The organism is Jiella avicenniae, from assembly GCF_021390325.1.
Lineage (GTDB): Bacteria > Pseudomonadota > Alphaproteobacteria > Rhizobiales > Rhizobiaceae > Jiella > Jiella avicenniae.
In genome coordinates this window covers 39,810-60,136 of sequence record NZ_JAJUWU010000006.1, presented here as the reverse complement: position 1 = coordinate 60,136, position 20,327 = coordinate 39,810, and the positions used below count along the sequence as shown (strand labels likewise).

Sequence of the window (20,327 nt, the reverse complement as noted above, 5' to 3'; positions counted from 1 at the left end):
ATGAATCAAGCGCTATCTACCAGCGGACGAGCACCGCCCCCCAGGTGAAACCACCGCCCATCGCCTCCAGGAGCACGAGATCGCCGGGCTTGATGCGGCCGTCCCTGACGGCGGCGTCGATGGCGAGCGGGATCGACGCGGCCGAGGTGTTGCCGTGACGGTCGACGGTGACGACCACCTTGTCGATGTCGATGCCGAGTTTCTTCGCCGATGCGTCGATGATCCGGCGGTTCGCCTGATGCGGGACGAACCAGTCGATGTCGGCCGGGCCGACGTCGGCCGCCTCGAAACAGGCCTCGATCACGTCGGTGATCATGCCGACCGCGTGCTTGAACACCTCGCGGCCCTGCATGCGCAGATGCCCCACGGTGCCGGTCGTCGAGGGCCCGCCGTCGACATAGAGCTTTTCCTTGTGGGAGCCGTCCGAGCGCAACTTGGCGACGATGATGCCCCGGCCCGACGGCTCTCCCTCCGGCACACCCTCCAGAACCACGGCGCCGGCACCGTCGCCGAAGAGCACGCAGGTCGAGCGGTCTTCCCAGTCGAGGATGCGCGAGAAGGTCTCGGCACCGATGACGAGGGCGCGCCTCGCCTGACCGCACTTCAGATACATGTCGGCGGTCGTCAGCGCGTAGAGAAAGCCGCTGCACACCGCATGGACGTCGAAGGCGAAGCCCGACGAGATCCCGAGCCGGTTCTGCACGTGGACGGCGGAAGCCGGGAAGGTGTTGTCCGGCGTCGCCGTCGCCAGAATGATGAGATCGATGTCGGTCGCGGCAAGGTTCGCGGCCTCCAGCGCCCGGCGCGCGGCCGCCTCGGCGAGCGAGACGGTCGTCTCGCCCTCGCCGGCGATGTGGCGCTGCTCGATGCCGGTGCGCTGCCGGATCCACTCGTCCGAGGTCTCGACGACGCCGGCGAAATCCTGGTTGCGCATGATTCGCGTCGGCAGCGCCGAGCCGGTGCCGCGCACGACGGAGACGATTTTCTCACTCATGGAACGATGCTTTCGGAAACGCTCGCCGCCTCCTCGGAAATGCGGCGATGATAGCTGGCGAGGTCGGCCTCGATCTTTTCGCGAAGCCCCGTGCGCGCCATGGTGTGGGCGAGGTCGAGAGCCGCGGCAATTCCCTCGGCGTCGGCGCCGCCGTGGCTCTTGATGACGATGCCGTTGAGCCCGAGGAAGACGCCGCCATTGACCTTGCGCGGGTCCATCTTGTCGCGCAGCCGGTCGAAGGCGCTCTTGGCCAGGACGTAACCGGCGCGGGCGAGCCATGTCCGCGACATGGCGGCGCGAAGATAGGCGGCGATCTGCCGGGCGGTGCCCTCGGCTGTCTTCAGAGCGATGTTGCCGGTGAAGCCTTCGGTGACGACGACGTCCACGGTGCCCTGGCCGAGATCGTCGCCCTCGACGAAGCCGTGATAGTCGATGCCCGGCAGCGGCGTCTCCTTCAGGAGCCGGCCCGCCTCGCGGATCTCGTCCTGGCCCTTCACCTCCTCGACGCCGATGTTGAGGAGGCCGACGGTCGGGCGCTCGAGGCCGAACAGCGTCCGCGCCATGGCACCGCCCATCATCGAGAAGTCGATGAGCTGCTGGGCGTCGGCTCCGATCGTCGCGCCGACGTCGAGGACGATGCTCTCGCCCTTGAGGGTGGGCCAGATCGCCGCGATCGCCGGCCGCTCGATATTGGCCATGGTGCGCAGGCAGAACTTCGCCATCGCCATCAGAGCGCCGGTGTTGCCGGCCGAGACGGCGACGTCGGCCTCGCCGGTCTTCACGGCATCGATCGTTCGCCACATCGACGACTTGTAGCGGCCCTGCCGCAGCGCCTGGGACGGCTTGTCGTCCATGCGGACGGAAAAATCGCAGTGGTGGAAGGTCGAGGCCGCGCGGAGCTGGGGGAAGCGCTCCAGCACCGGCTCGACCGCCGCCTGTTCGCCATAGAGGATGAAGCGCGTGTCCGGCCGGCGTTCGAGCGCCAGGGCCGCGCCCGCCACCACCACCTCTGGCCCGTGATCGCCACCCATGGCGTCGAGCGAAATCGTAATGCCGGATGTTGAGGTCAACGCGTTCTCGCTTCTTTTCGCCGGCGCCCCAGAGCCTGCCGGCGCGGCGCGAAAATATCGAATTCGCGCCCACTTACAACCGGCCATGTGGCCTCAATCCTCGCCATCGCCCCTGCTCGGCGTGAATTTCGCCAGCGCCGCGAAGGGCGAGACCACGGTGTCCTCGTCTTCGTCCGGCGCCTCTTCGGCGGTCTGCCCGCCATAACCTTCCCCTGGGCGGCGGGGATAGGGATCGAGCGCCAGCGTCAGCGTTTCGAACAGGCGCTCGCCGAGATCGATCCGATCGCCCGAAAAGGTCTCCGGCGGATCGTCGGCCTCGGGATCGACGAAGATCTCGCCGGCCGCGTCGATCGACGGATCGACCGTGCGGCGGCCGCCCCTGACGTAGGTGGCCTCGAACTCCTCGTCGATCGTCTGCTCCACCGGCTCCAGCGACACGACGCTCTTCTGGACGACGACGGCACGCAGCCGTCCGGAAACGCGCGCGCCGTCCTTGCGGAAGGGCCGAGCCACGAGGTCGGCGCGGATGGAAGCGACGCTGTCGATGCCCAGCGCCTCGGCGGCCTTCGCGCACTCGATCTCGCTCGCCGCATAGGCGATTTGCCCGCCGTCCCGCGAAAGGGACGCGACCTGCAGCGACAGACGAAGCGGCGACGTCTGGTCCCCGTCCATGATTCAATCTCCGAAATTCAAGCGCCGAAGCTGAGGGTGCCCGACAGGATGTCGTCGGCCGAAACCGCTTCCAGCCGATCGGCCGTCTCCTGCATGTAGGTCGCGAGCACCGCCGCCGCATCGGCATCGTCCCCCACGGCACGGCCTTTCAGCGCGGCTGCGAGGGCCGCGGCAGGATCCGCGGCGGCGAAGGCCGCGTCATAGACCCGCACCCGCTCGTAGAAGACACCCGCCAGCTTGCGCATGCGTTTGGGCACCGACTGATCGCCGACCCCGAGTTCGCGGATCGAGGTGTCGACGTCGGTGACGAAGCGGTCGACCACCTCCTGGGCGACCGGCTCCAGCCGCGCCTCGCCGCGGCAACGGCGCAGGAACAGGAAGACGTGGATCGCCAGCGCCTCGAACCGCCCCGAAAACGTATCGGCGATGCCGCAGTGCTCGTAGAGCTTCGGCTGGCGGGTCTCTGCCACCAGGCTCTGATACAAATCCTCGACGATCGCGCGATTGCGGCGTGCGATCCTCCAACGATGAAACATTGTCGATCCGCAGTTGGTCGCCCGGGCCGAGGCGGTGCCACAGCTTCGGCGCGATTGCAACGGCGCGCGAGGTGGATTACCAACGCCTCGAAGGCGTGTGGCGCGGCTGCCGCCTCGATATGGCCGCGGAAGACGGGCATTCAAGGAAACGATCGTTCGGCTGGACCGGGAGAAGACAAAGCGTGCCCAAGAAGACTCGCCTGACGCTGGCTTTCGCCCTCGGGGCGGCGGTGCTTTCCGTTTCGACCCTGTCGGCCTGCACGACCCAGGAAGTCCTCAATCAGGGCTACATCGTCGATCCGAAGTCGCTCGAGCTCGTGCCGCCCGGCTCGTCCAAGGAACAGGTGCTGCTCGCCCTCGGCTCGCCCTCCACCAAGGCGACCTTCGACAACGAGGTGTTCTACTACATCTCGCAGAAGCGCGTGCGGCCCGTCGCCTTCCTGCAGCCCCGGCTCGTCGATCAGCGCATCCTCGCCGTCTATTTCGACAAGGACAGCCGCGTCGAGCGCATCGCCGACTACGGCCTGAAGGACGGCAGGGTCTTCGACTTCATCTCCCGCACCACGCCCACCGGCGGTAAGGACGCGAACTTCCTCGGCCAGGTCCTCAGCGACACCGTGTCGGACAACGGCGGGCCCACGAGCCTGTTCTGATCGGCAGGGGGTCGTCACCGGGTGGGGGCCTCCCCCTTTCCTGATCGTTAGCCGCCCTGCGGCCTCACCCCCCTCTGCCCTGCCGCGCCGATTCCGGCTCTTCAAGAACGATTGACGACACCGCCGGTCATCGGCCGCGGCACGCCCGTCGTCAGCGGAAAGCTGATCGGCAGATCGGCGAGCCGGCGCATCGCCAGATGGGCGAAACACTCGGCCTCGACGGCATCGCCCCTCAGGCCGACGGCGTCGGCATCGACCACGGCGGCGCCGGCGCGCGCTTCGATCGCCGCCATGATCGCGGGATTGTGCCGGCCGCCGCCACAGACGACCAGCCGCTCGGGCCGCGACGGCAGGAGGTCGAGCGCCCGGCCGACCGCCCCGGCGGTGAACGCCGTCAGGGTCGCGGCCCCGTCCTCTAGCGACAGCCCCTCGGCCATCGCCATCTTGAAGCTGAAGCGATCGAGCGACTTCGGATAGGGCCTCGCCAGCCAGGGATGGTCGAGCAGCCGCGCCAGCCGGACCTCGTCGACCGTGCCGGCGAAAGCCAGCCGCCCGTCCCGGTCCATCGCGCCGGCCCCATGGGCCTTGATCCAGTCGTTGATCGGCGCGTTGGCCGGCCCGGTGTCGAAGGCGATCAGCGTCTCGCCGTCGCAATAAGTGAGATTGGCGACGCCGCCGAGATTGAGGATCGCCGTCTCGGTCCCGGCCCCGATCCGCTCCAGCATCGCCCGGTGATAGATCGGCGAGAGCGGTGCCCCCTGCCCGCCGGCCGCAACGTCCGCCGAGCGGAAGTCGTGGACGACGGTGATCCCGAGCATCCGCGCCATCAGCGCCCCGTCGCCGAGCTGGCGCGTGCGGCCCGGAACGCCCGGCTCGGGCGGGCGGTGCAGGACCGTCTGGCCGTGGAAGCCGACGGCCGCGACGTCGCGGCGGGATAGCCCGTGGCGCTCGCAGAAGCCGGCGACCGCTTCGGCCTGCGCCTCGCTCAGGCGCCTTTCGGCGGCCGCGAAACTCGCCGGCTCGTCGCCCTCGAACTGCCAGTCGAGCGCGTCCTTCACCGCCGCCTCGATCAGCGGCGTGACGGCCGCCTCGTAGGCGACGAGCTCATAGGGCCCGAACTCTTCGATCGTCTCGCCGTCGGTGCGGATCGCGGCGACGTCGATGTGGCCGTCGAGCACCGTTCCGGTCATCAGGCCGATGGCCCATCGGCTGTCGGTCGTCATTGGCTTTCCTTCACAACGGGCCTTCGCGCGGGGCGAGCCCGGCGCGGTCGAACGCGAACTTTCCGTTCCCTTGATACCATCCCCGAGCTTAAAGCGGCGACGGCAGCAGGCAAACCGTCAGGCCGAGGCCGCCGAGAACGACACGCTTCGCCGGCCCGGCGGTCGAGACCAGGCCGTAGGACAGCAGCCACAGGCCGACGGCGATCTGAACGAAGGCCGCGCCGGCCGCGGCCGGGCGGTCGGCGAGGTGGATGATCGCCGGATTGAAGATCATCGCCAGCGGGATGACGTAGAGACCGACGCCGAGCCGCATCGCCGAGCCGGCGACCTTCAGCCAGTTCTCGCCGGCCATGCCGGCGGCGATGAACACCGCCCCGCAGACCGGCGGCGTGATCGTCGACAAAAGCGCGAACCAGAAGACGAAGAGATGGGCGAGCAGCGGCTCGATGCCGAGGCGTTGCAGCGCCGGCCCGGCGACCGTCACGCAGATGACGTAGGCGGCCGTCGTCGGCACCTCCATGCCGAGCAGGATGCAGGCGAGCGCGGTCAGGAGCAGCGCCGGCACGAGCGATTCGCCGGCGAGCGCCAGGATCGCCGAGGTGACTTTCACCCCGAGCCCGGTCATGCCGAGAACGCCGACGACGATCGAAGCGCAGATGATGATGGCGGCGATCACCGCGATCTGGCGCCCGGCCTCCAACGCCGCCGTGCCGGCGCGATCGACGAAGCGCCGAACCGAAAAGCTGAAGGCGGCATCGAAGAACAGGAGCAGCGCCGCCGCAAGGATGGCGAGGCAGGCGGCATATTGCGGCGTCAGCGCCGCGACGAACATCGCATAGAGAAGGACGCTGAAAGGGACGAGAAAGAACAGCGTGGTGATCAGGACGAGGCGCGGCTTCGGCCGGTCCGCCTCGGCGATGGAGGCGAGATCGTAGCGCCGGGCGAAGAGGTCGATGCCGATCCACACCGTCAGGAAGTAGAGGATCGCCGCCGGCAGCGCCGCGACGATGATGTCGCCGTAGGGCGTGCCGGTGAGTTCCACCATGACGAAGGCGCCGGCCCCCATCAGCGGCGGCATGATCTGCCCGCCCGACGAGGCGACCGCTTCCACCGCCCCCGCCAGCGCCTTCGGATAGCCGAGACGCTTCATCGCCGGGATGGTCACCGCGCCGGTCGAGGCGACGTTGGCCGAGGCCGAGCCCGAGATCGAGCCGAACATCGCAGAGGACAGCACCGAGACCTTGCCGGCCCCGCCTCTCAGTCGGCCGGCTGCCGCCGCGGCGAGGTTCATGAAACCCTGTCCGGCCTCGCCGGCATTCAGAACGGCGCCTAAAATGACGAAGATCGCGACGATGCCGACAGAGACCCCCGTCAGCGAGCCCCAGAGCCCGCCCTCGGTGATCGTCATCGTGCCGAGGAAGCTTTCGAGCGGAAAGCCGGGATGGCCGTATTCGCCGGGCACGTATTGGCCGAACAGCCCGTAGGCGAGGCAGAGGGCGGCGACGAGCGGCAGCGGCCAGCCGATCGCCCGGCGCGCCGCCTCCAGCGCGACGACGATCAGCGAAACCGCGACGGCGATCTGGAACGGCGTGTCGAGATAGCCGTACTGATCCGACAGGGCGTCGGCATCGAGCGCGACGTAGAGGCAGCCGAACTCGCCGACGAGGAGAAACACCCAGCCCGTCAGCGCCTGGAGCCGCGACCGGCAAGCGAAGACGAACAGCCAGGGCAGCGCCAGCGCCATGTGCAGCGGCCGCGCGAAGAGCGCCGGAACGAGGCCGGAAAAGACCAGCGCGAGATGAAAGCCGATGGAGACGAGCCCGAGGCCCTGCCAGAGGAGCGGCCGGCGCGCCGGCGCCGCGGCTGCTGTGGTCGAAAGGCTCATGGGATCGTCCGGGAAGGAAAGGGTCGGCAGCGGGCGGCTCGACCGCAGCGCGATGTCGGGGCCGGCTGCCGAACGGTGGGAAAGAGGAGGTCGTCCCCTCCCCTTCGGCCGGCCTCGGCGTCTTGCGGCGGAACGTTTCGCCCCGCCGCTCACGACGTCACTTCAGGGCGTCGGGGACCTTCACGCCGGCTTCCTCGTAATAGCGCAGGGCGCCGGGATGGAGCTTCACCTCGCCCTCGCCGAGAAGAGCGGGATCGACGGCCTTCCACCAGCGCGATTCGCCGGACAGCTCGGCCTTTTCCTCCCAGAAGGTCTTGGTGAGGAGATAGGCGGTGTCATCGCTCATCGCCGTCGTGGAAAAGGCGAAGACCGGCAGCGAGGTCGTCACCGTATCGGCGTCGACCCCGGCATAGGTGCCGGCGGGAATCACCTGGCGGCTGCGGCCGGTCTTTTCCACCTGACCGTCGTCGAGGGAAAGGAGCGCGATCGACCCGCCTGCCGCCGCCTCGATGACGTTCGGCGCCGGGAACGAGCCGGCTGTGACGAAGCCGTCGATCTGGCCGTTCTTCAGGGCGTCGGCGGCGTTGCCGAGTTCGGCGTCGGCGACGGTCACCGCGTCCTTCAGGCCGAAGAGATCGAGATATTTCTCGCCCTCCGTCGCCCCGAAGCTGCCCTTGCCGAGGAGGATGGTCTTTCCCTCGAGATCGGCGAGGGTCTTGGCATCGCCGCCGCCGGCGACGACGAAATGCATGGTCAGCGACGGGATCGGAAACAGCGCCCGGATCTCGGCAAAGCGCGGATTCGGCCGCTTTTCGAAGGGCCCGGTTCCGGCCGCGGCCGAGGAGACCAGCCCGGGCGGCGCGGTGAAGACGTAGTTGCCCGGCCGGGCCGCCGCTTCCATGACGTTCTGCACCGAGCCCTGGCTTTCCTCGACGGTGAGGATCGCGGCGCCGTCCGTCCCGGCCTTCACCGCATTGGCGAGCTCGACGCCCATCTGGTAGTAGGACGTGCCGCTCTTGGCCGACTTGTAGGCGATGCGTTCCTCGGCATCGGCGCCGGACGCCGCCCCGGCGACGATGGCGAAGACGCCCGCCAGCGCGGTGATCATGGCCTTGTTCATCAATTTCCTCCCTTTGGGCACGGTCCGGCGCTCGTTCGATCGGCCCGGCGTCGTTTTTCTCAGCGTCACCTGTCTCGGCGGCGAGGAGGACCATGTCAATCCTTCGCGTTCCGGGTCTGTGCACCGACCGCCCACGCCGCAGCGCCTCTGAGAGGACATCGGGCCGGCACCCGGACCCCGAGAGGTCCGCTTCGGGCGCCGACGAGAAAGATTGCAGATCGATGACGAAAGGGTGCTTGCAATCGGCGCCGCGAGCGGCTACCTAGCCCGCCAACGAGGAAAGCCGTTCGGCTCGTTTCTCGCTTCAAGGGCGCCCGTAGCTCAGCTGGATAGAGCACCAGACTACGAATCTGGGGGTCAGAGGTTCGAATCCTTTCGGGCGCGCCATTTCATGCTTTGTCCCAGCGAACCAATGTCTAACACTTTGGACGTGTTGGGTGTTTTCACGGTCCTACGATCCGCGCTCCGGTGATGGGGCGCTTGCCCGAAAACACCGGTTTCAGGACGACCTGCCGATCTTCGGGACGGGTCGAAATCCCGAGATCTAGAAGCGTCGCCGGGTATAATCGCGCGAGAGTGAAAGGCAGACGCTCCAGCGCTGCCATCTCCTCCTGAAACTCGGCAGACCGAGAAGCTCCCGCTCGCGGCTTTCGCACCAGATCCGTCGAAAGTCGGATCGTGTCCACGAAACCGGGGAGAACCGAAAGCAAGAGTTCGCCTCCTCGTGGCCATCGCGGGCCGGGCGGCGGTCTGCCGATCCGCGACGGGGTCGGGCGTCCGACGCAAACGACAGGCGGCGTGGTCGAGGCCGTCTTCTCTCGTCTCGAGTCACGTCGCTCGCACCGAACGGCGATGCGGGCTCGACCGTCCCAGCGGCGCGGGACGGTCGGCATTCGTGCCGGCGATCAGATCTTGCCGGCGAAGACCGGGAAGGCGCCCGCGTCGCCATAGTCGACGTGCTCGATCCCTTTCAGGGTCGCCATGTCGGCGTCGGAGATCTCGAAGTCCACGTCGGCATTGTCGCGCATGTGGTCCGGATTGGCCGTCTTCGGCAGCGGCAGCAGGCCGAGCTGAAGGCAGTAGCGGATGCACAATTGCGGAATGCTGACGCCGTACTTCTCCGCCAGCTCGGCGACGTCGCCATTGTTGAGGATCTTGCCGTGCGCGACCGGCGAATAGGCCTCGACCAGCAGGCCCTTGCTCTTGGCATAGTCGATCAGGTCGAACGGCGTGTTGCCGACATGAGCGAGGACCTGATCGAGCATCGGCTTCACCGAGGCGGCGTCGAGGAGATTGTCGAGATCGGCCTTCTGGAAGTTGGAGACGCCGATGGCACGCAGCTTGCCCGCTTCGTAAGCCTCTTCCAAGGCGCGCCAGGCCTGGCGATTGCCCTCGAAGAAGCGGTCCTCGTCGCCGAAATTCTGCCAGGGCTGCGGGCTGTGGATGATCATCAGGTCGATCTGATCGAGCCCGAGGGTCTGCAGCGAGCCGTCGATCGCCCGTTTCGCGCCGTCATAGGTCTTGATGCCGGCGTCGAGCTTGGTGGTGACGAAAAGCTCGTCGCGGGCAACGCCGCAGCTGCGGATCCCTTCACCGACGCCGCGTTCGTTCGCATAGGCCTGCGCGGTATCGATGTGCCGGTAGCCCAGCTTCACGGCGTCCTTGACGGCCTGACCCACCTTGTCGTCGTCGATCATCCAGGTGCCGAGGCCGAGCTTGGGGATCTCAACGCCGTTCGGCAGAACAAAGGTTTCTTGCAGGATCATGTCGTCGTTCCTTTCGTCCATGGCTCCGGAGAGCCGCTCGTCATATCGGATGGGGCGCGACTGCCGCGGGCAGTTGACGGGAACGACCCCGCCCCGACGCCGCCGCATCCAAATCTCGTCGGCGCCCTCTCCGGCTTTCTTCGCCTCGAATGTAGGTCGCCGACACCGCGGTGATTATCGGCGTCCGATCGCTTGCACTCATGAGTGCAGCACATGAATGATCGGACATGGCGTTCGCGCTCCGACCGACAGACCAGTGCAGGACTGCGGCCGTCGCTTCGGCCGATACCAACGGCTCCGAAACGACGGTTGACAGATCAATCCGGAAAAACGCCCGCGTTGCTCGGCAAAGCGGTTCGAGCAACAACGTCACCGCACCGGCAGTCATGGGGCTGGTCCCTCCGGGCGAGATAGCGAGCAACGGATCGATCCGTCTCGACGACCGGGAAATGCCGGGCGCGCCGGATTCCGTCCTTCGGAAGAGGCGCGGCTTTCATCCTTGCGCACGGCCTCCGCCTCTTCGGGGGAGAGGGACGAGACGACCGCGTCGGCCTCGCCGGAGGCTCCACGCAGCCCTCGCCATGGCCTACCGTCCCATCGCGTAGAATTCGGCGTTCGGGCGCATGCTGGTCACGTTGGCCAGCCGGTTCGACATGCCGAAGAACGCCGAAATCGCCGCGATGTCCCAGACGTCCTCTTCGCTGAAGCCGTGGCTCTTCAGCGTCTCCAAGTCCGCGTCCCCGACCTCGTGGGCGCGCTGTGAGACCTTCATGGCGAAGTCCAGCATCGCCTTCTGGCGGTCGCTGATGTCGGCCTTGCGGTAGTTGATCGCGACCTGATCGGCAATCAGCGGATCCCTGGCGCGGATGCGCAGGATCGCCCCGTGGGCGATCACGCAATACTGGCACTGGTTCACACTGGACGTCGCAACGACGATCATCTCGCGCTCGGCCTTGGTGATCGGCCCGGGCTTGTCCATCAGCGCGTCGTGATAGACGAAGAAGGCGCGGAACTCGTCCGGCCGGTGGGCGAGCGTCAGGAAGACGTTGGGCACGAAGCCGGACTTTTCCTGCACCGCGAGGATACGCTCGCGAATGTCTTCCGGCAGGTCCTCGATCTTCGGCACTTTAAAGCGGCTGATCGGCTGATCGGTCATGATGGAGTCACTCCCTCGTTCGGCCGCGGTGGCGGCGATGGTCTTGCAACGAGCTTCGAACGCCTCCGGTGCCTCTGCAACACGGGGGGCGTTCCCGAAGCGGCGGCTCGGCCAGCGGACGTCGATCAGGCTTTCCCCGCATCGGGCACGACCTGTAGCCGGGGCCTCTTCGCCCCGGCGCCACGTCGCGGATCAGGTGCCGGACTCGGCTCAGGTTTTCTTCGGCGCGGCCTCCCGATCGTCTTTCGGAGGCCCTTTGATCGACGCCTTCCAGTCGTGCAGGAACTTCGCCTTCTTCCTTTCGTCGAGCCAGGTCAGAAGGCTCGGCCGCAGGCGGATCGGCAGGAGCGAGGTGCTTCCCTCGAAGCGGGTCTCGAAGAAGGACTGGCCTTCGCGAAAGCTGGCGACCAGCGGGAACAGCGACGAGCTTTCGTCGATCAGCGCCTGGCCGGCATCGGAAAGGAGAAACCGGACGAAGTCGCCGGCCGCCGCCTTGTCGTCCGAATCCTTCGTCACCAGGACGGATCGGGTGAAGACGAGGGCGTAGTCGCTGAGGAGGAGGATGCCGAGCCGCGGATCCCTTCGCACCCGTTCGAGCGCGTAGGAGCCGATGACGTTGTAGGCGAGGACGAGGCGGCCGGAGGCGACGTCTTCCACCATGTCGTTGGTGCAGCAATAGGTCTTCGCCTTCGCCCGGCCGAAGGATTCGACGAGGCGGGGAGCCTGGAATCCGCGCTGGGCGTCCTGGGTCGCGAACATGTAGCCGACGCCCGATAGGGCGACGTCGTAGGTGCCGACGCGGCCGTCGAAGAAGGACGGCTCGTCGCGGATCATGCCGGCGAGTTCGGAGCGCGTGCTGGGAAGCGGCCGTTTCGAGAACGCCTCGCGATTGTAGACGAGCGCCACCGGCTCCTGGGTGAAGCCGAAGAGTTCCTCGCGCCAGCGCGACCATTCCGGCGTCTCGGGCACGTCGGCGACGGGGCTCGCCAGGCCGCGATTGACCAATTCGACCTGCAGATCCATCGCCGAGGAGACGACGACGTCGGGCTTCTGCCTCGCCGCCAGCACGGCCTCCCGGAGTTCGGAGGTGTTGTATTCCGTGTAACGGATCGCAATGCCGGGATGAGCGGCCTCGAAGCCGGCGAGGATCTCCGCCATGGCCGACCTGTCGGTGGCGCTCCAGACGTCGATGACGGTGCGCTGCGGCGCGTCCGGGCGGTGACCGAAGACGAGCACCGGGACGACCGCGACGGCGAAGAGAGCGGCGATGGCGCCGAAGACGACGATGCGGGATCGGGCGGTCATGGCATGCTGACCGGGCCGGGCGGCGGCGTTTCGGGCAATGTGATGGTGGCGCTCAACCCATTCGGCTGACGGTCCGACAGGTCGAAGCGGCCCTTGTGACTTTCGGCGACGGCCGCGACGATGGCAAGACCGACGCCGGAGCCGCCGCCCGGCCCGCTCGAATAGAACCGCTCGACGACCTTCGGCTTGTCGGCCGGGGCGATGCCGGGGCCGCAATCCTCGACCCCGATCGCATAGGCCGGCCGGCCCGCGAGCGTCGTCGCGGTCACGCGCAGGGTGATCTGGTTGTCGGGTGGTCCGTGGCGCACGGCGTTGTCGACGAGGTTGCGCAACGCCTCGCGGATCGCGATGGGATCGCCCGTGACGCGGGGCGCGATCGGCGGCGGCGGCATTTCGACCGCGAAGTCGATGCCGCCAGCCGCATCGTCCCGGACGATCTCCTCCATCAGCCGCCGGACCAGTTCGCCGAGATCCGTCGTCTGGAACATCTCCTTGTCGGCACGGTGGATCACCATCGCGTGGCTGAGAAGCTGGTTGGTCAGCCGGACGGTCCGCCGCGCCTGGTCGCGGGCCCGCGCGACGGCGCGTGAGCCGGCCTCGCCCGGCCTGTCGGCGGCTTCGAGATGGCCGTAGAGCGCCGCGAGCGAGGTCCGCATCTGATGGGCGACGTCGGCGATGAAGGATTCGGCCTGGCCGCGCGACACGTCGAGGCGGCGCATGAAGCCGTTGATGGCGGTGATCAGGCTTTCCACCTCGCGGGGTGGCGCCGTGCCCAGCGGCTCGAGATCGTTGGGCTGGCGTTCGCGGATGTCGCGCTCGATCCCGGCGAGCGGACGCATGGCAAAGCCGATGCCGGCCCTGGCCATCGCGACGCCGGCGATCGACAGGGCCGCGAGCGGCACGAGGCCCTTGAGGATCAGGTCCGCTTCCATGGCGTTGCGGGCGATGCGCGTCTGGCCGATCTGGACACCGATCCATTGCGGCCTGTCGGCACTCAGCAGCGTCCGTCCGTTGACGACGAAGCGCACCGTCTCGCCGCTGTAGAGACTGTCGAAGAAAATCGGCTCCTGCAGCGGCAGGGACCGTTCGAAGAAGCCTTCCGTCGGCAGGTCCGGCGTCCCGGTCAGCGTCGTGCCCCGGGCGTCGACGACGCGGTAGAACACCCGGTCCTCCTGGTCGAGCGCCAGGATCTCCAGGGCCGAGGGCGGCAGGTCGATGTCGATCCCCTCGGGCGTCACCGCGATGCGCTCCAGGATCGCGATCGCCGCCCCGCGCAGGAGGAGATCGTAGGTCTGGTTCGCGGAACTGCGGGCATAGGTCCACAGCCCCGCAGAAAGCAGCGCGATCAGGACCGCAAAGGCCGCCATCGATGCGGCCATCAGCCGGCGGCGCAGCGAATAGGGGCGGCGCTCGCTCCCAACCGCCGACGTCCCCGCCAAGACCCGCGCCCGGCTCATCTCGGCGGCCCCGGCACATGGCTCTTCATCGTTCGCTCGGTCGTTCCGGGTGGCAGCTTCGCATTCTGGTGACGCATGGATCAGGCGTCGCGGATGCTGGCGATGTAGCCGAGACCGCGGATCGTGCGGATCGCGATCGGTGACCCGTCGAGCTTCTTGCGCAGCCGCGTCATCGTCTGCTCGACGGCATTGAGGCTCGGCGCTTCGTCGAAACTGTAGATCCGGTCGGCGACCTCGTCCTTGGTCAGGACCCGTCCGAGATGGCTGAGGAACAGCTCCAGCACCTGCACCTCGCGATGGCGCAGTTCGAGATCGATGCCGCCGAGCGACGCGCGCCTGGCCCCGCGATCGAACTGGAAGGTCCCTTGCACGAAAACGTTGCTGGCTTCGCCCGAGCGCCGTCTCACCAGGGCCCGGCATCGCGCCGATATTTCGCGGAAGTCGAAGGGCTTCACCATGTAGTCGTCGGCGCCGATGTCGAGGCCGACGATCCGATCGTCGATTTCGGATCGCGCCGTCAGCACCAGCACGGGCGTCCGGTCGCCGCGCGCGCGCATCGCCCGCAACACGTCGTAGCCGTTCATCGACGGCAGGTTGATGTCGAGGATCACCACGTCGAAGCTGGCGTGGCGCAACAGCGATTCCGCCTCGGCCCCGTCGGTTTCGAGGTCGATCGCATGGCCCTCGCCGCGAAACCGTTCGAGAAGACCTTCGGACAGGTCGCGGCTGTCTTCGACGAGTAAAATCCGCATTGTGATCGAGGCTTAGCCCGCCCCGACCGGTTTGAGAAGCGCGCGGATGTGACGCGCTGCAGCATCTTTCGGCCGGCAGCCGGTGTCAGCCTCCTGTCAGTTTCGGGTCAAGCCGCGGTCAGGCTCGGCTTCTAAGTCCAGCATGGGAGAGAGGAACGTGCCGTGCCCGCGAAAGGGCTCGCACGGCTGTACGGACGGCACGGTGGAGGAAACCAGCGGCGGACATTCGGCAGGCCTCTCTCACCGGTCAAAATCCGATGGGAGGACCCAAACGTGACATTCGTCAGAACCGCATCCGCCTTGCTGCTTGCCAGCGTCGTCATCACCCCGGCTTTCGCCCAGGAGATCGACCGGCCGGAATGCGTCGCCCCGGCCAAGCCCGGCGGCGGCTTCGATCTCACCTGCCGCATCGCCCAGCAGGGCCTGGAAAAGCAGTTCGACGGCCCGATGCAGGTGACCTTCATGCCCGGCGGCATCGGCGCCGTGGCGATCAATCTGTTCAACACCACCCGCACCGACGATCCGAACGCCATCGTCGCCTTCTCGTCGGGCTCGCTGCTCAACATGGCGACCGGCAAATACGGCCAGTGGGGCGCCAACGACGTGCGCTTCCTCGCGACGGCCGGGACGGACTACGGCGCGGTGATCGTGCGTGCCGACAGCCCCTATCAGAGCCTCGAGGATCTGATGGCCGACCTGAAGAAGAACCCCGGCGGCGTGGTCATGGGCGCCGGCGGCTCGGTCGGCTCGCAGGACTGGATGAAGGCCGCCATCCTGATGAAGTCGGAGGAGCTCGATCCGCGCCAGATGCGCTACGTCGCCTTCGACGGCGGCGGTGACGCGATCGCCGGCCTGCTCGGCGGTTCGATCCAGGTCTATACCGGCGACGTCGGCGAAATGGTCTCGCATCTCGACACCGGCGAAATGCGCATCCTCGCCGTGATGAGCGACGAACGGCTGCCCGCCCCCTTCGCCGAGATCACGACCGCCAAGGAAGCCGGCTACGACGCCGTCTGGCCGATCGTGCGCGGCTACTACATGGGCAAGGACGTGCCGGACGAGGCCTACGACAAGTGGGTCGAGGCGTTCGAGGCCGCCTACGCGACGGACGAATGGGCCGCTCTCGTCAAGGACAAGGGTCTTCTGCCGCTCGACCTTTCCGGCAAGGAAATGGACGCCGACATGAAGCAGCGCGTCGAGCGCATGACCGGCATCGCCAAGGAAGCCGGCCTGATCGAATAGTCCTCCCGGACTGGCGCGGGGGCTGCGGCGGGTTCTCGGACGGAACCGCCGCGGCCCGTGCGTATACCCGATTGCACAAAGGCGAGTGGCCGCCGAACGACGCGGCGCAACGAACTCGCGCTCTCGATTTCGGAGCATTTCATGGCCGACCGGATCTTTGCCGGCGTGCTTCTGCTGGTGGCGATCGGCTACACGGTCATCGCCTTCACCGTGATCCACGCCCCGTTCCAATACGACCCGCTGGGGCCCGAAAGCTGGCCGCGCATCCTCGGGGTCGTCGCGATTCCCTGCATCCTGTTCGTTCTCGCCAAGCCGGACGTCGCGCGCCTCGGCCTGCCGGGCAAGACCTGGCGGCGGCTGGCGGCGCTGATCGTCATGCTCTTCGCCTATGCCTATCTGTTCCAGCCGCTCGGCTTCATCCTCGCGACCTTCGCCTTCTGCATGGCGCTGTCGCTGATGCTCGGAGCCAGACTGGTGCCGGCTCTCGCCTTCAGCGCGGGCATCGGCATCGTCGGCTACTTCCTCTGCACCAAGCTGCTCGACCTCAACCTGCCGGCCGGCGTCCTGACGATTTTTAGGTGAACCGAACCATGGACGCTGTCCTTTCCGGTCTTGCATCCGGCTTCGAAGTCGCGCTCGACCCCTTCAATCTCTTCCTCGTGCTGGCCGGCTGCTTCGCCGGCACGCTGATCGGCGCCCTGCCCGGCATCGGCCCGATCAACGGCGTCGCCATCCTTTTGCCGATCGCCTACGGCCTCGGCTTCAAGCCGGAATCGGCCATCATCCTTCTCGCCGGCATCTATTACGGCGCCGAATATGGCGGTCGCATCTCGTCGATCCTCCTCAACGTCCCCGGCGACGCAGGCGCGGTGATGACGACGCTGGACGGCAACCCGATGGCGCGCAACGGCGAGGCGGGCAAGGCGCTCTCCTTGTCGGCGGTCGCCTCCTTCATCGGCGGCTCCTTCTCCGTCATCCTGATGAGCTTCTTCGGCCCGGCGCTCGCCTCCTACGCGATCCACTTCTCGCCGTCGGACTACGTGGCGCTGATGGTCTTCGCCTTCGCCTCGCTCGCCTCGCTGGTCGGCTCGAATCCGGTGAAGACGCTGCTCGCGGCGATCATCGGCCTGATGCTCGCCTCGATCGGCATCGACGCCAATACCGGCGTCGCGCGCTATACTTTCGGCATTCCCGACATCCTCGCCGGCATCGACTTCCTCGTCGTCGTCATCGGCCTGTTCGGCATGGCCGAGTTGATCCACCTCGTCGAGCAGCAGGCCGCCGGAACGCTGAAGACGCTGAAGATCGACAAGAGCTTCGTGACGCTGAAGGATCTCGCCTTCGTCAAATGGACGATCCTGCGCGGCTCGGTGATCGGCTTCTTCATCGGCATCCTGCCGGGCACCGGCGCCTCCGTCGCCTCGGCGGTCGCCTACGGCACGGAGAAGCGGGCGGCGCGCGATTCCTCGAAGTTCGGCGAGGGCGACATGCGCGGCCTCGCGGCGCCGGAAGCGGCCAACAACGCCTCGGCCGGCGGTGCCATGGTGCCGATGCTGACGCTCGGCATTCCCGGCTCCGGCACCACGGCGATCCTCCTCGGCGCGTTGCTCCTCTTCAACGTCACGCCCGGCCCGCTGATGTTCCAGCAACGGCCGGAGATCGCCTGGGGCCTCATCGCCTCGATGTATATCGGCAACGTGGCGCTGCTCATCATCAACCTGCCGCTGGTCGGGCTGTTCGCCCGGATGCTGACCATCCCGCAGCAGTTCCTGACGCCGCTGATCGCCGTTCTCGCCTTCATCGGCGTCTATTCGGTCGTCTCGAACCCGCACGATCTCTACATGATCACCGCGCTCGGCGTCTTCGGCTGGTTCCTGCGCAAACTGCAGTTCAGCCTCGCTCCGGTCATCCTCGGCTTCGTGCTCGGCGGCCTGTTCGAGGACAATCTGCGCCGCGCCCTGTCGATCTCCGGCGGCGACTGGACGATCCTCGTGACCTCGATGAACAGCATCATCCTCTACGTCCTGGCGCTGCTCGTCGTCGCGGTGCCGATCGTCGTCGGACGGATGCGGCGGAACCGGGCGGAAGACCAGTCTCCGGAAGCGCCTGCATGATGTCCGCCTATCGGCCGGTTCTCCTCGCCATCGGCGCCGCACTTTGCGGCGCCGCGCTGTTTCAGGCCCTCGGCGTTCCGGCCGGACCGCTCGTCGGCTCCACCGTCGCCGTGACGGCCCTCGCGGCCACCGGCCTCTCCCCGAGGGTTCCTCCGACGCTGCGCAATCTCGGCTTCACCGCGATCGGCGTGACGCTCGGGGCCGGCGTCACCACGCATTTCCTGACCGACGTCCTGCGCTTTCCGGCGAGCCTCGTCGCTCTGACCCTCACCATGGTCGCGGTGATGCTGATCTCGTCCAACGTCCTCAAGCGCTTCTTCGGCGTCGCGGGCGGCACGGCGGTTCTCGCCACCTCCCCGGGCGCGCTCTCCTACAGCCTGTCGCTCGCCGCCGACCGGCCGGCGGCGAAGATCGACATTCCCTTCGTCATGGTCCTGCAGAGCCTGCGGCTGCTGATCATCACGATCGCCCTGCCGCCTCTCGTGGCGCTCGTCGAGCGGGGCGCCGGTGGCGGCGGCGCAGTCATCGTCCTGCATACGCTCGGCATTCCCGCCAGCCTCGTCCTGATCGCCATCGCGGCGCTGGGCGGATACCTGTTCGAGCGGCTGCGCATTCCCGCCGCCTTCCTGCTCGCCGGGGTCGCCATCAGCGGAATTGGCCACGGCGTCGGCTGGCTGGAAGGACGCCCCTCGCCGATCCTGACCTTCATCGGCTTCTCGCTGGCCGGCGCCGTCATCGGCGCGCGCTTCGCCTCGGTCACCCGAACGCAGCTGCGCGACCTCCTCCTCGCCGGTCTCGTCGTCACGACGATTGCGGTGGTCTTTTCCGGTCTCGCCAGCTTCGTCGTGGCGGAGTTTCTCGCTCTGCCCTTCGGCCAGGTCTGGGTCTCTTTCGCGCCCGGCGGCGTCGAGGGCATGAGCGCCATGGCGCTGTCGCTCGGCTACGACCCGGCCTATGTCGCGACCCATCACATCTTCCGGCTGCTGCTCCTCATCGCCATCCTGCCGATGTTCATGCGCGCGCCCCGCTCGGACGAGCTTTAGCGTCTTTCGGCATCCTGTTCCGGCGGCCCGATTTCGGGTTTCGGTGCGAACTTCATCGACGGAGCCGCAAACATGAAGGCCGACTGGATCGAGGCGATCAGCGGCAAGCCCGCCGCTCCCGGCTCCCTGGTGGTCGGCAGGGACCTCGCAGCGACGCGGGGAATGGTAGTCTTCCGCAACCGGCTGATCTAACTGAAGCCGGCCCGTGATCGAGAACCGCATCTTCGACGAGATCGCGGTCGGCGATGCGGCACGCGGGATCACCAGCAGGGTGATCCCGGTCGACAGCGGCGAGCACGTTCTCGCCCGAATGCCGCCGGCGGGCGGGCCGCAGGCCGGCAGCCCCGGCCCGCATCGGGCGGTCTGCGGGAAAGCCGAAGGAGGAAGACTGGGACATGAACATCAAGGCGAACAAATTTCGCGTCGCCGAGGGGACGCTGGTCGATCTCGATCGATGGCCGACCGACGTCGATCCGGTCTACAAATCCAAGCACGACTACAAGGCGATCCTCGACGAGCATGTGTCGCGGCTGTCTGCCCTGCAGCAGATGCTCTACTCGTCGGGTCGCCATGCGGTACTCCTGATCTTTCAGGCGATGGACGCAGCCGGAAAGGACGGTGCCATCAAGCACGTCATGTCCGGCGTCAATCCGCAGGGCTGCCAGGTCTTCAGCTTCAAGCATCCGAGCGCACGGGAACTCGAACACGACTTTCTCTGGCGCACGACGCGCAACCTTCCCGAACGGGGGAAGATCGGCATCTTCAACCGCTCCTACTACGAGGAAGTGCTGATCGTACGCGTCCATCCGGAGATCCTGTTGAGCGAGGGCTTCTCGAATGCCGAACTCGCCAACGACGCGGTCTGGTCCGAGCGCTACCGCTCGATCAACAATCTGGAGCGGCATCTGAGCGCCAACGGCACGCGGATCGTGAAGTTCTTCCTGCATCTGTCCAAGGAGGAACAGCGCAAGCGATTCCTGGCGCGGATCGACGAACCCCAGAAGAACTGGAAGTTCAGCCTCGCCGACATCGAGGAACGCCGGTTCTGGGACAGCTACATGAACGCCTATTCGGCATGTCTCAGTGCCACCAGCAAGACCGCCGCGCCCTGGTATGTCGTGCCCGCCGACGACAAGAAGAACGCGCGTCTGATCATCTCCAAGATCATTCTGGAGACCCTCGACGGCCTCGGCCTCAGCTATCCGGCGACATCGGACGAACGGAGGCAGGAGCTTCTGGCGATCCGCAAGCAACTCGCCGCGCCGGACGAGCCCTGAAGGCGCGATACCATTCATCCTGCGGCCGCGTGGAAGCGACGGCTCCGAGCGCCCGCCGCTCT

At 67.2% G+C, this 20,327-nt stretch carries 19 protein-coding genes and 1 tRNA gene; 8 read left to right on the top strand and 12 right to left on the bottom strand.

What is annotated here, in order from left to right; genetic code table 11:
* Positions 1–16: 16 nt before the first annotated feature.
* The 4 genes from LZD57_RS07160 to LZD57_RS07145 form a co-directional block, all read right to left on the bottom strand.
* Entirely contained in the window at positions 17–994 is a 978-nt protein-coding gene (locus LZD57_RS07160) for a beta-ketoacyl-ACP synthase III (RefSeq protein ID WP_233718877.1), read from the bottom strand.
* Positions 991–2,064: a phosphate acyltransferase PlsX gene (gene plsX / locus LZD57_RS07155; RefSeq protein WP_255699824.1), complete on the bottom strand. Its 1,074-nt coding sequence runs from the start codon at positions 2,062–2,064 to the stop codon at positions 991–993. The genes LZD57_RS07160 and plsX overlap by 4 nt, the downstream gene beginning before the upstream one ends.
* A gap of 93 nt (positions 2,065–2,157) precedes the next feature.
* The gene (locus LZD57_RS07150) at positions 2,158–2,736 is read right to left on the bottom strand and encodes a DUF177 domain-containing protein (RefSeq protein ID WP_233718875.1); all 579 of its coding nucleotides are present in this window, start codon (positions 2,734–2,736) and stop codon (positions 2,158–2,160) included.
* 17 nt (positions 2,737–2,753) lie between these two features.
* Positions 2,754–3,272, bottom strand: a complete 519-nt coding sequence (locus LZD57_RS07145; protein WP_233718874.1) for a ubiquinol-cytochrome C chaperone family protein — start codon at positions 3,270–3,272, stop codon at positions 2,754–2,756.
* A 119-nt stretch (positions 3,273–3,391) separates the two neighbouring features.
* Between LZD57_RS07145 and LZD57_RS07140 the strand changes: the two genes are divergently transcribed.
* Positions 3,392–3,925, top strand: coding sequence for an outer membrane protein assembly factor BamE (locus LZD57_RS07140; RefSeq protein ID WP_420844769.1), 534 nt, complete (start codon positions 3,392–3,394; stop codon positions 3,923–3,925).
* A gap of 101 nt (positions 3,926–4,026) precedes the next feature.
* Here LZD57_RS07140 and LZD57_RS07135 read toward each other — a convergent pair whose 3' ends face one another.
* From LZD57_RS07135 to LZD57_RS07125, 3 genes are all read right to left on the bottom strand, one after another.
* Positions 4,027–5,148 (bottom strand): anhydro-N-acetylmuramic acid kinase, encoded by a 1,122-nt coding sequence (locus LZD57_RS07135; RefSeq protein WP_233718872.1) that lies wholly within the window; start codon positions 5,146–5,148, stop codon positions 4,027–4,029.
* 88 nt (positions 5,149–5,236) lie between these two features.
* Positions 5,237–7,033 (bottom strand): TRAP transporter permease, encoded by a 1,797-nt coding sequence (locus LZD57_RS07130; RefSeq protein ID WP_233718870.1) that lies wholly within the window; start codon positions 7,031–7,033, stop codon positions 5,237–5,239.
* A gap of 157 nt (positions 7,034–7,190) precedes the next feature.
* Complete coding sequence (locus LZD57_RS07125) at positions 7,191–8,153, bottom strand: TAXI family TRAP transporter solute-binding subunit (RefSeq protein WP_233718869.1); 963 nt, start codon at positions 8,151–8,153, stop codon at positions 7,191–7,193.
* Positions 8,154–8,463: 310 nt separating this feature from the next.
* Between LZD57_RS07125 and LZD57_RS07120 the strand changes: the two genes are divergently transcribed.
* A tRNA-Arg gene (locus LZD57_RS07120) sits at positions 8,464–8,540 on the top strand.
* A 518-nt stretch (positions 8,541–9,058) separates the two neighbouring features.
* Here LZD57_RS07120 and LZD57_RS07115 read toward each other — a convergent pair.
* From LZD57_RS07115 to LZD57_RS07095, 5 genes are all read right to left on the bottom strand, one after another.
* Positions 9,059–9,919, bottom strand: a complete 861-nt coding sequence (locus tag LZD57_RS07115) for an aldo/keto reductase (protein ID WP_233718867.1) — start codon at positions 9,917–9,919, stop codon at positions 9,059–9,061.
* 586 nt (positions 9,920–10,505) lie between these two features.
* Positions 10,506–11,075 carry a peroxidase-related enzyme gene (locus LZD57_RS07110; protein WP_233718865.1) on the bottom strand — a complete coding sequence of 190 codons (570 nt, stop codon included), beginning with the start codon at positions 11,073–11,075 and terminating at the stop codon, positions 10,506–10,508.
* A 210-nt stretch (positions 11,076–11,285) separates the two neighbouring features.
* Positions 11,286–12,380: an ABC transporter substrate-binding protein gene (locus LZD57_RS07105; protein WP_233718863.1), complete on the bottom strand. Its 1,095-nt coding sequence runs from the start codon at positions 12,378–12,380 to the stop codon at positions 11,286–11,288.
* Positions 12,377–13,837, bottom strand: a complete 1,461-nt coding sequence (locus LZD57_RS07100; protein ID WP_233718861.1) for a sensor histidine kinase — start codon at positions 13,835–13,837, stop codon at positions 12,377–12,379. Before LZD57_RS07100 ends, LZD57_RS07105 begins: the two co-directional genes overlap by 4 nt.
* 80 nt (positions 13,838–13,917) lie before the next feature.
* Positions 13,918–14,589, bottom strand: a complete 672-nt coding sequence (locus tag LZD57_RS07095) for a response regulator transcription factor (RefSeq protein WP_233718860.1) — start codon at positions 14,587–14,589, stop codon at positions 13,918–13,920.
* A gap of 273 nt (positions 14,590–14,862) precedes the next feature.
* Between LZD57_RS07095 and LZD57_RS07090 the strand changes: the two genes are divergently transcribed.
* The 6 genes from LZD57_RS07090 (at position 14,863) to LZD57_RS07065 (ending at position 20,265) form a co-directional block, all read left to right on the top strand.
* Positions 14,863–15,831 (top strand): Bug family tripartite tricarboxylate transporter substrate binding protein, encoded by a 969-nt coding sequence (locus LZD57_RS07090; RefSeq protein ID WP_233718859.1) that lies wholly within the window; start codon positions 14,863–14,865, stop codon positions 15,829–15,831.
* A gap of 141 nt (positions 15,832–15,972) precedes the next feature.
* A complete protein-coding gene (locus tag LZD57_RS07085; RefSeq protein ID WP_233718857.1) occupies positions 15,973–16,413 on the top strand; it encodes a tripartite tricarboxylate transporter TctB family protein in 441 nt (146 codons plus the stop codon).
* A gap of 8 nt (positions 16,414–16,421) precedes the next feature.
* Positions 16,422–17,945, top strand: a complete 1,524-nt coding sequence (locus tag LZD57_RS07080) for a tripartite tricarboxylate transporter permease (protein ID WP_233718856.1) — start codon at positions 16,422–16,424, stop codon at positions 17,943–17,945.
* On the top strand, positions 17,942–18,988 hold the full coding sequence (locus tag LZD57_RS07075; RefSeq protein ID WP_233718855.1) for an AbrB family transcriptional regulator: 1,047 nt from the start codon (positions 17,942–17,944) through the stop codon (positions 18,986–18,988). The genes LZD57_RS07080 and LZD57_RS07075 overlap by 4 nt, the downstream gene beginning before the upstream one ends.
* A 30-nt stretch (positions 18,989–19,018) precedes the next feature.
* Positions 19,019–19,180, top strand: a complete 162-nt coding sequence (locus LZD57_RS07070; RefSeq protein WP_338034690.1) for a hypothetical protein — start codon at positions 19,019–19,021, stop codon at positions 19,178–19,180.
* A 203-nt stretch (positions 19,181–19,383) separates the two neighbouring features.
* A complete protein-coding gene (locus tag LZD57_RS07065; protein WP_233718851.1) occupies positions 19,384–20,265 on the top strand; it encodes an ADP-polyphosphate phosphotransferase in 882 nt (293 codons plus the stop codon).
* The last annotated feature ends 62 nt before the right edge of the window (positions 20,266–20,327 follow it).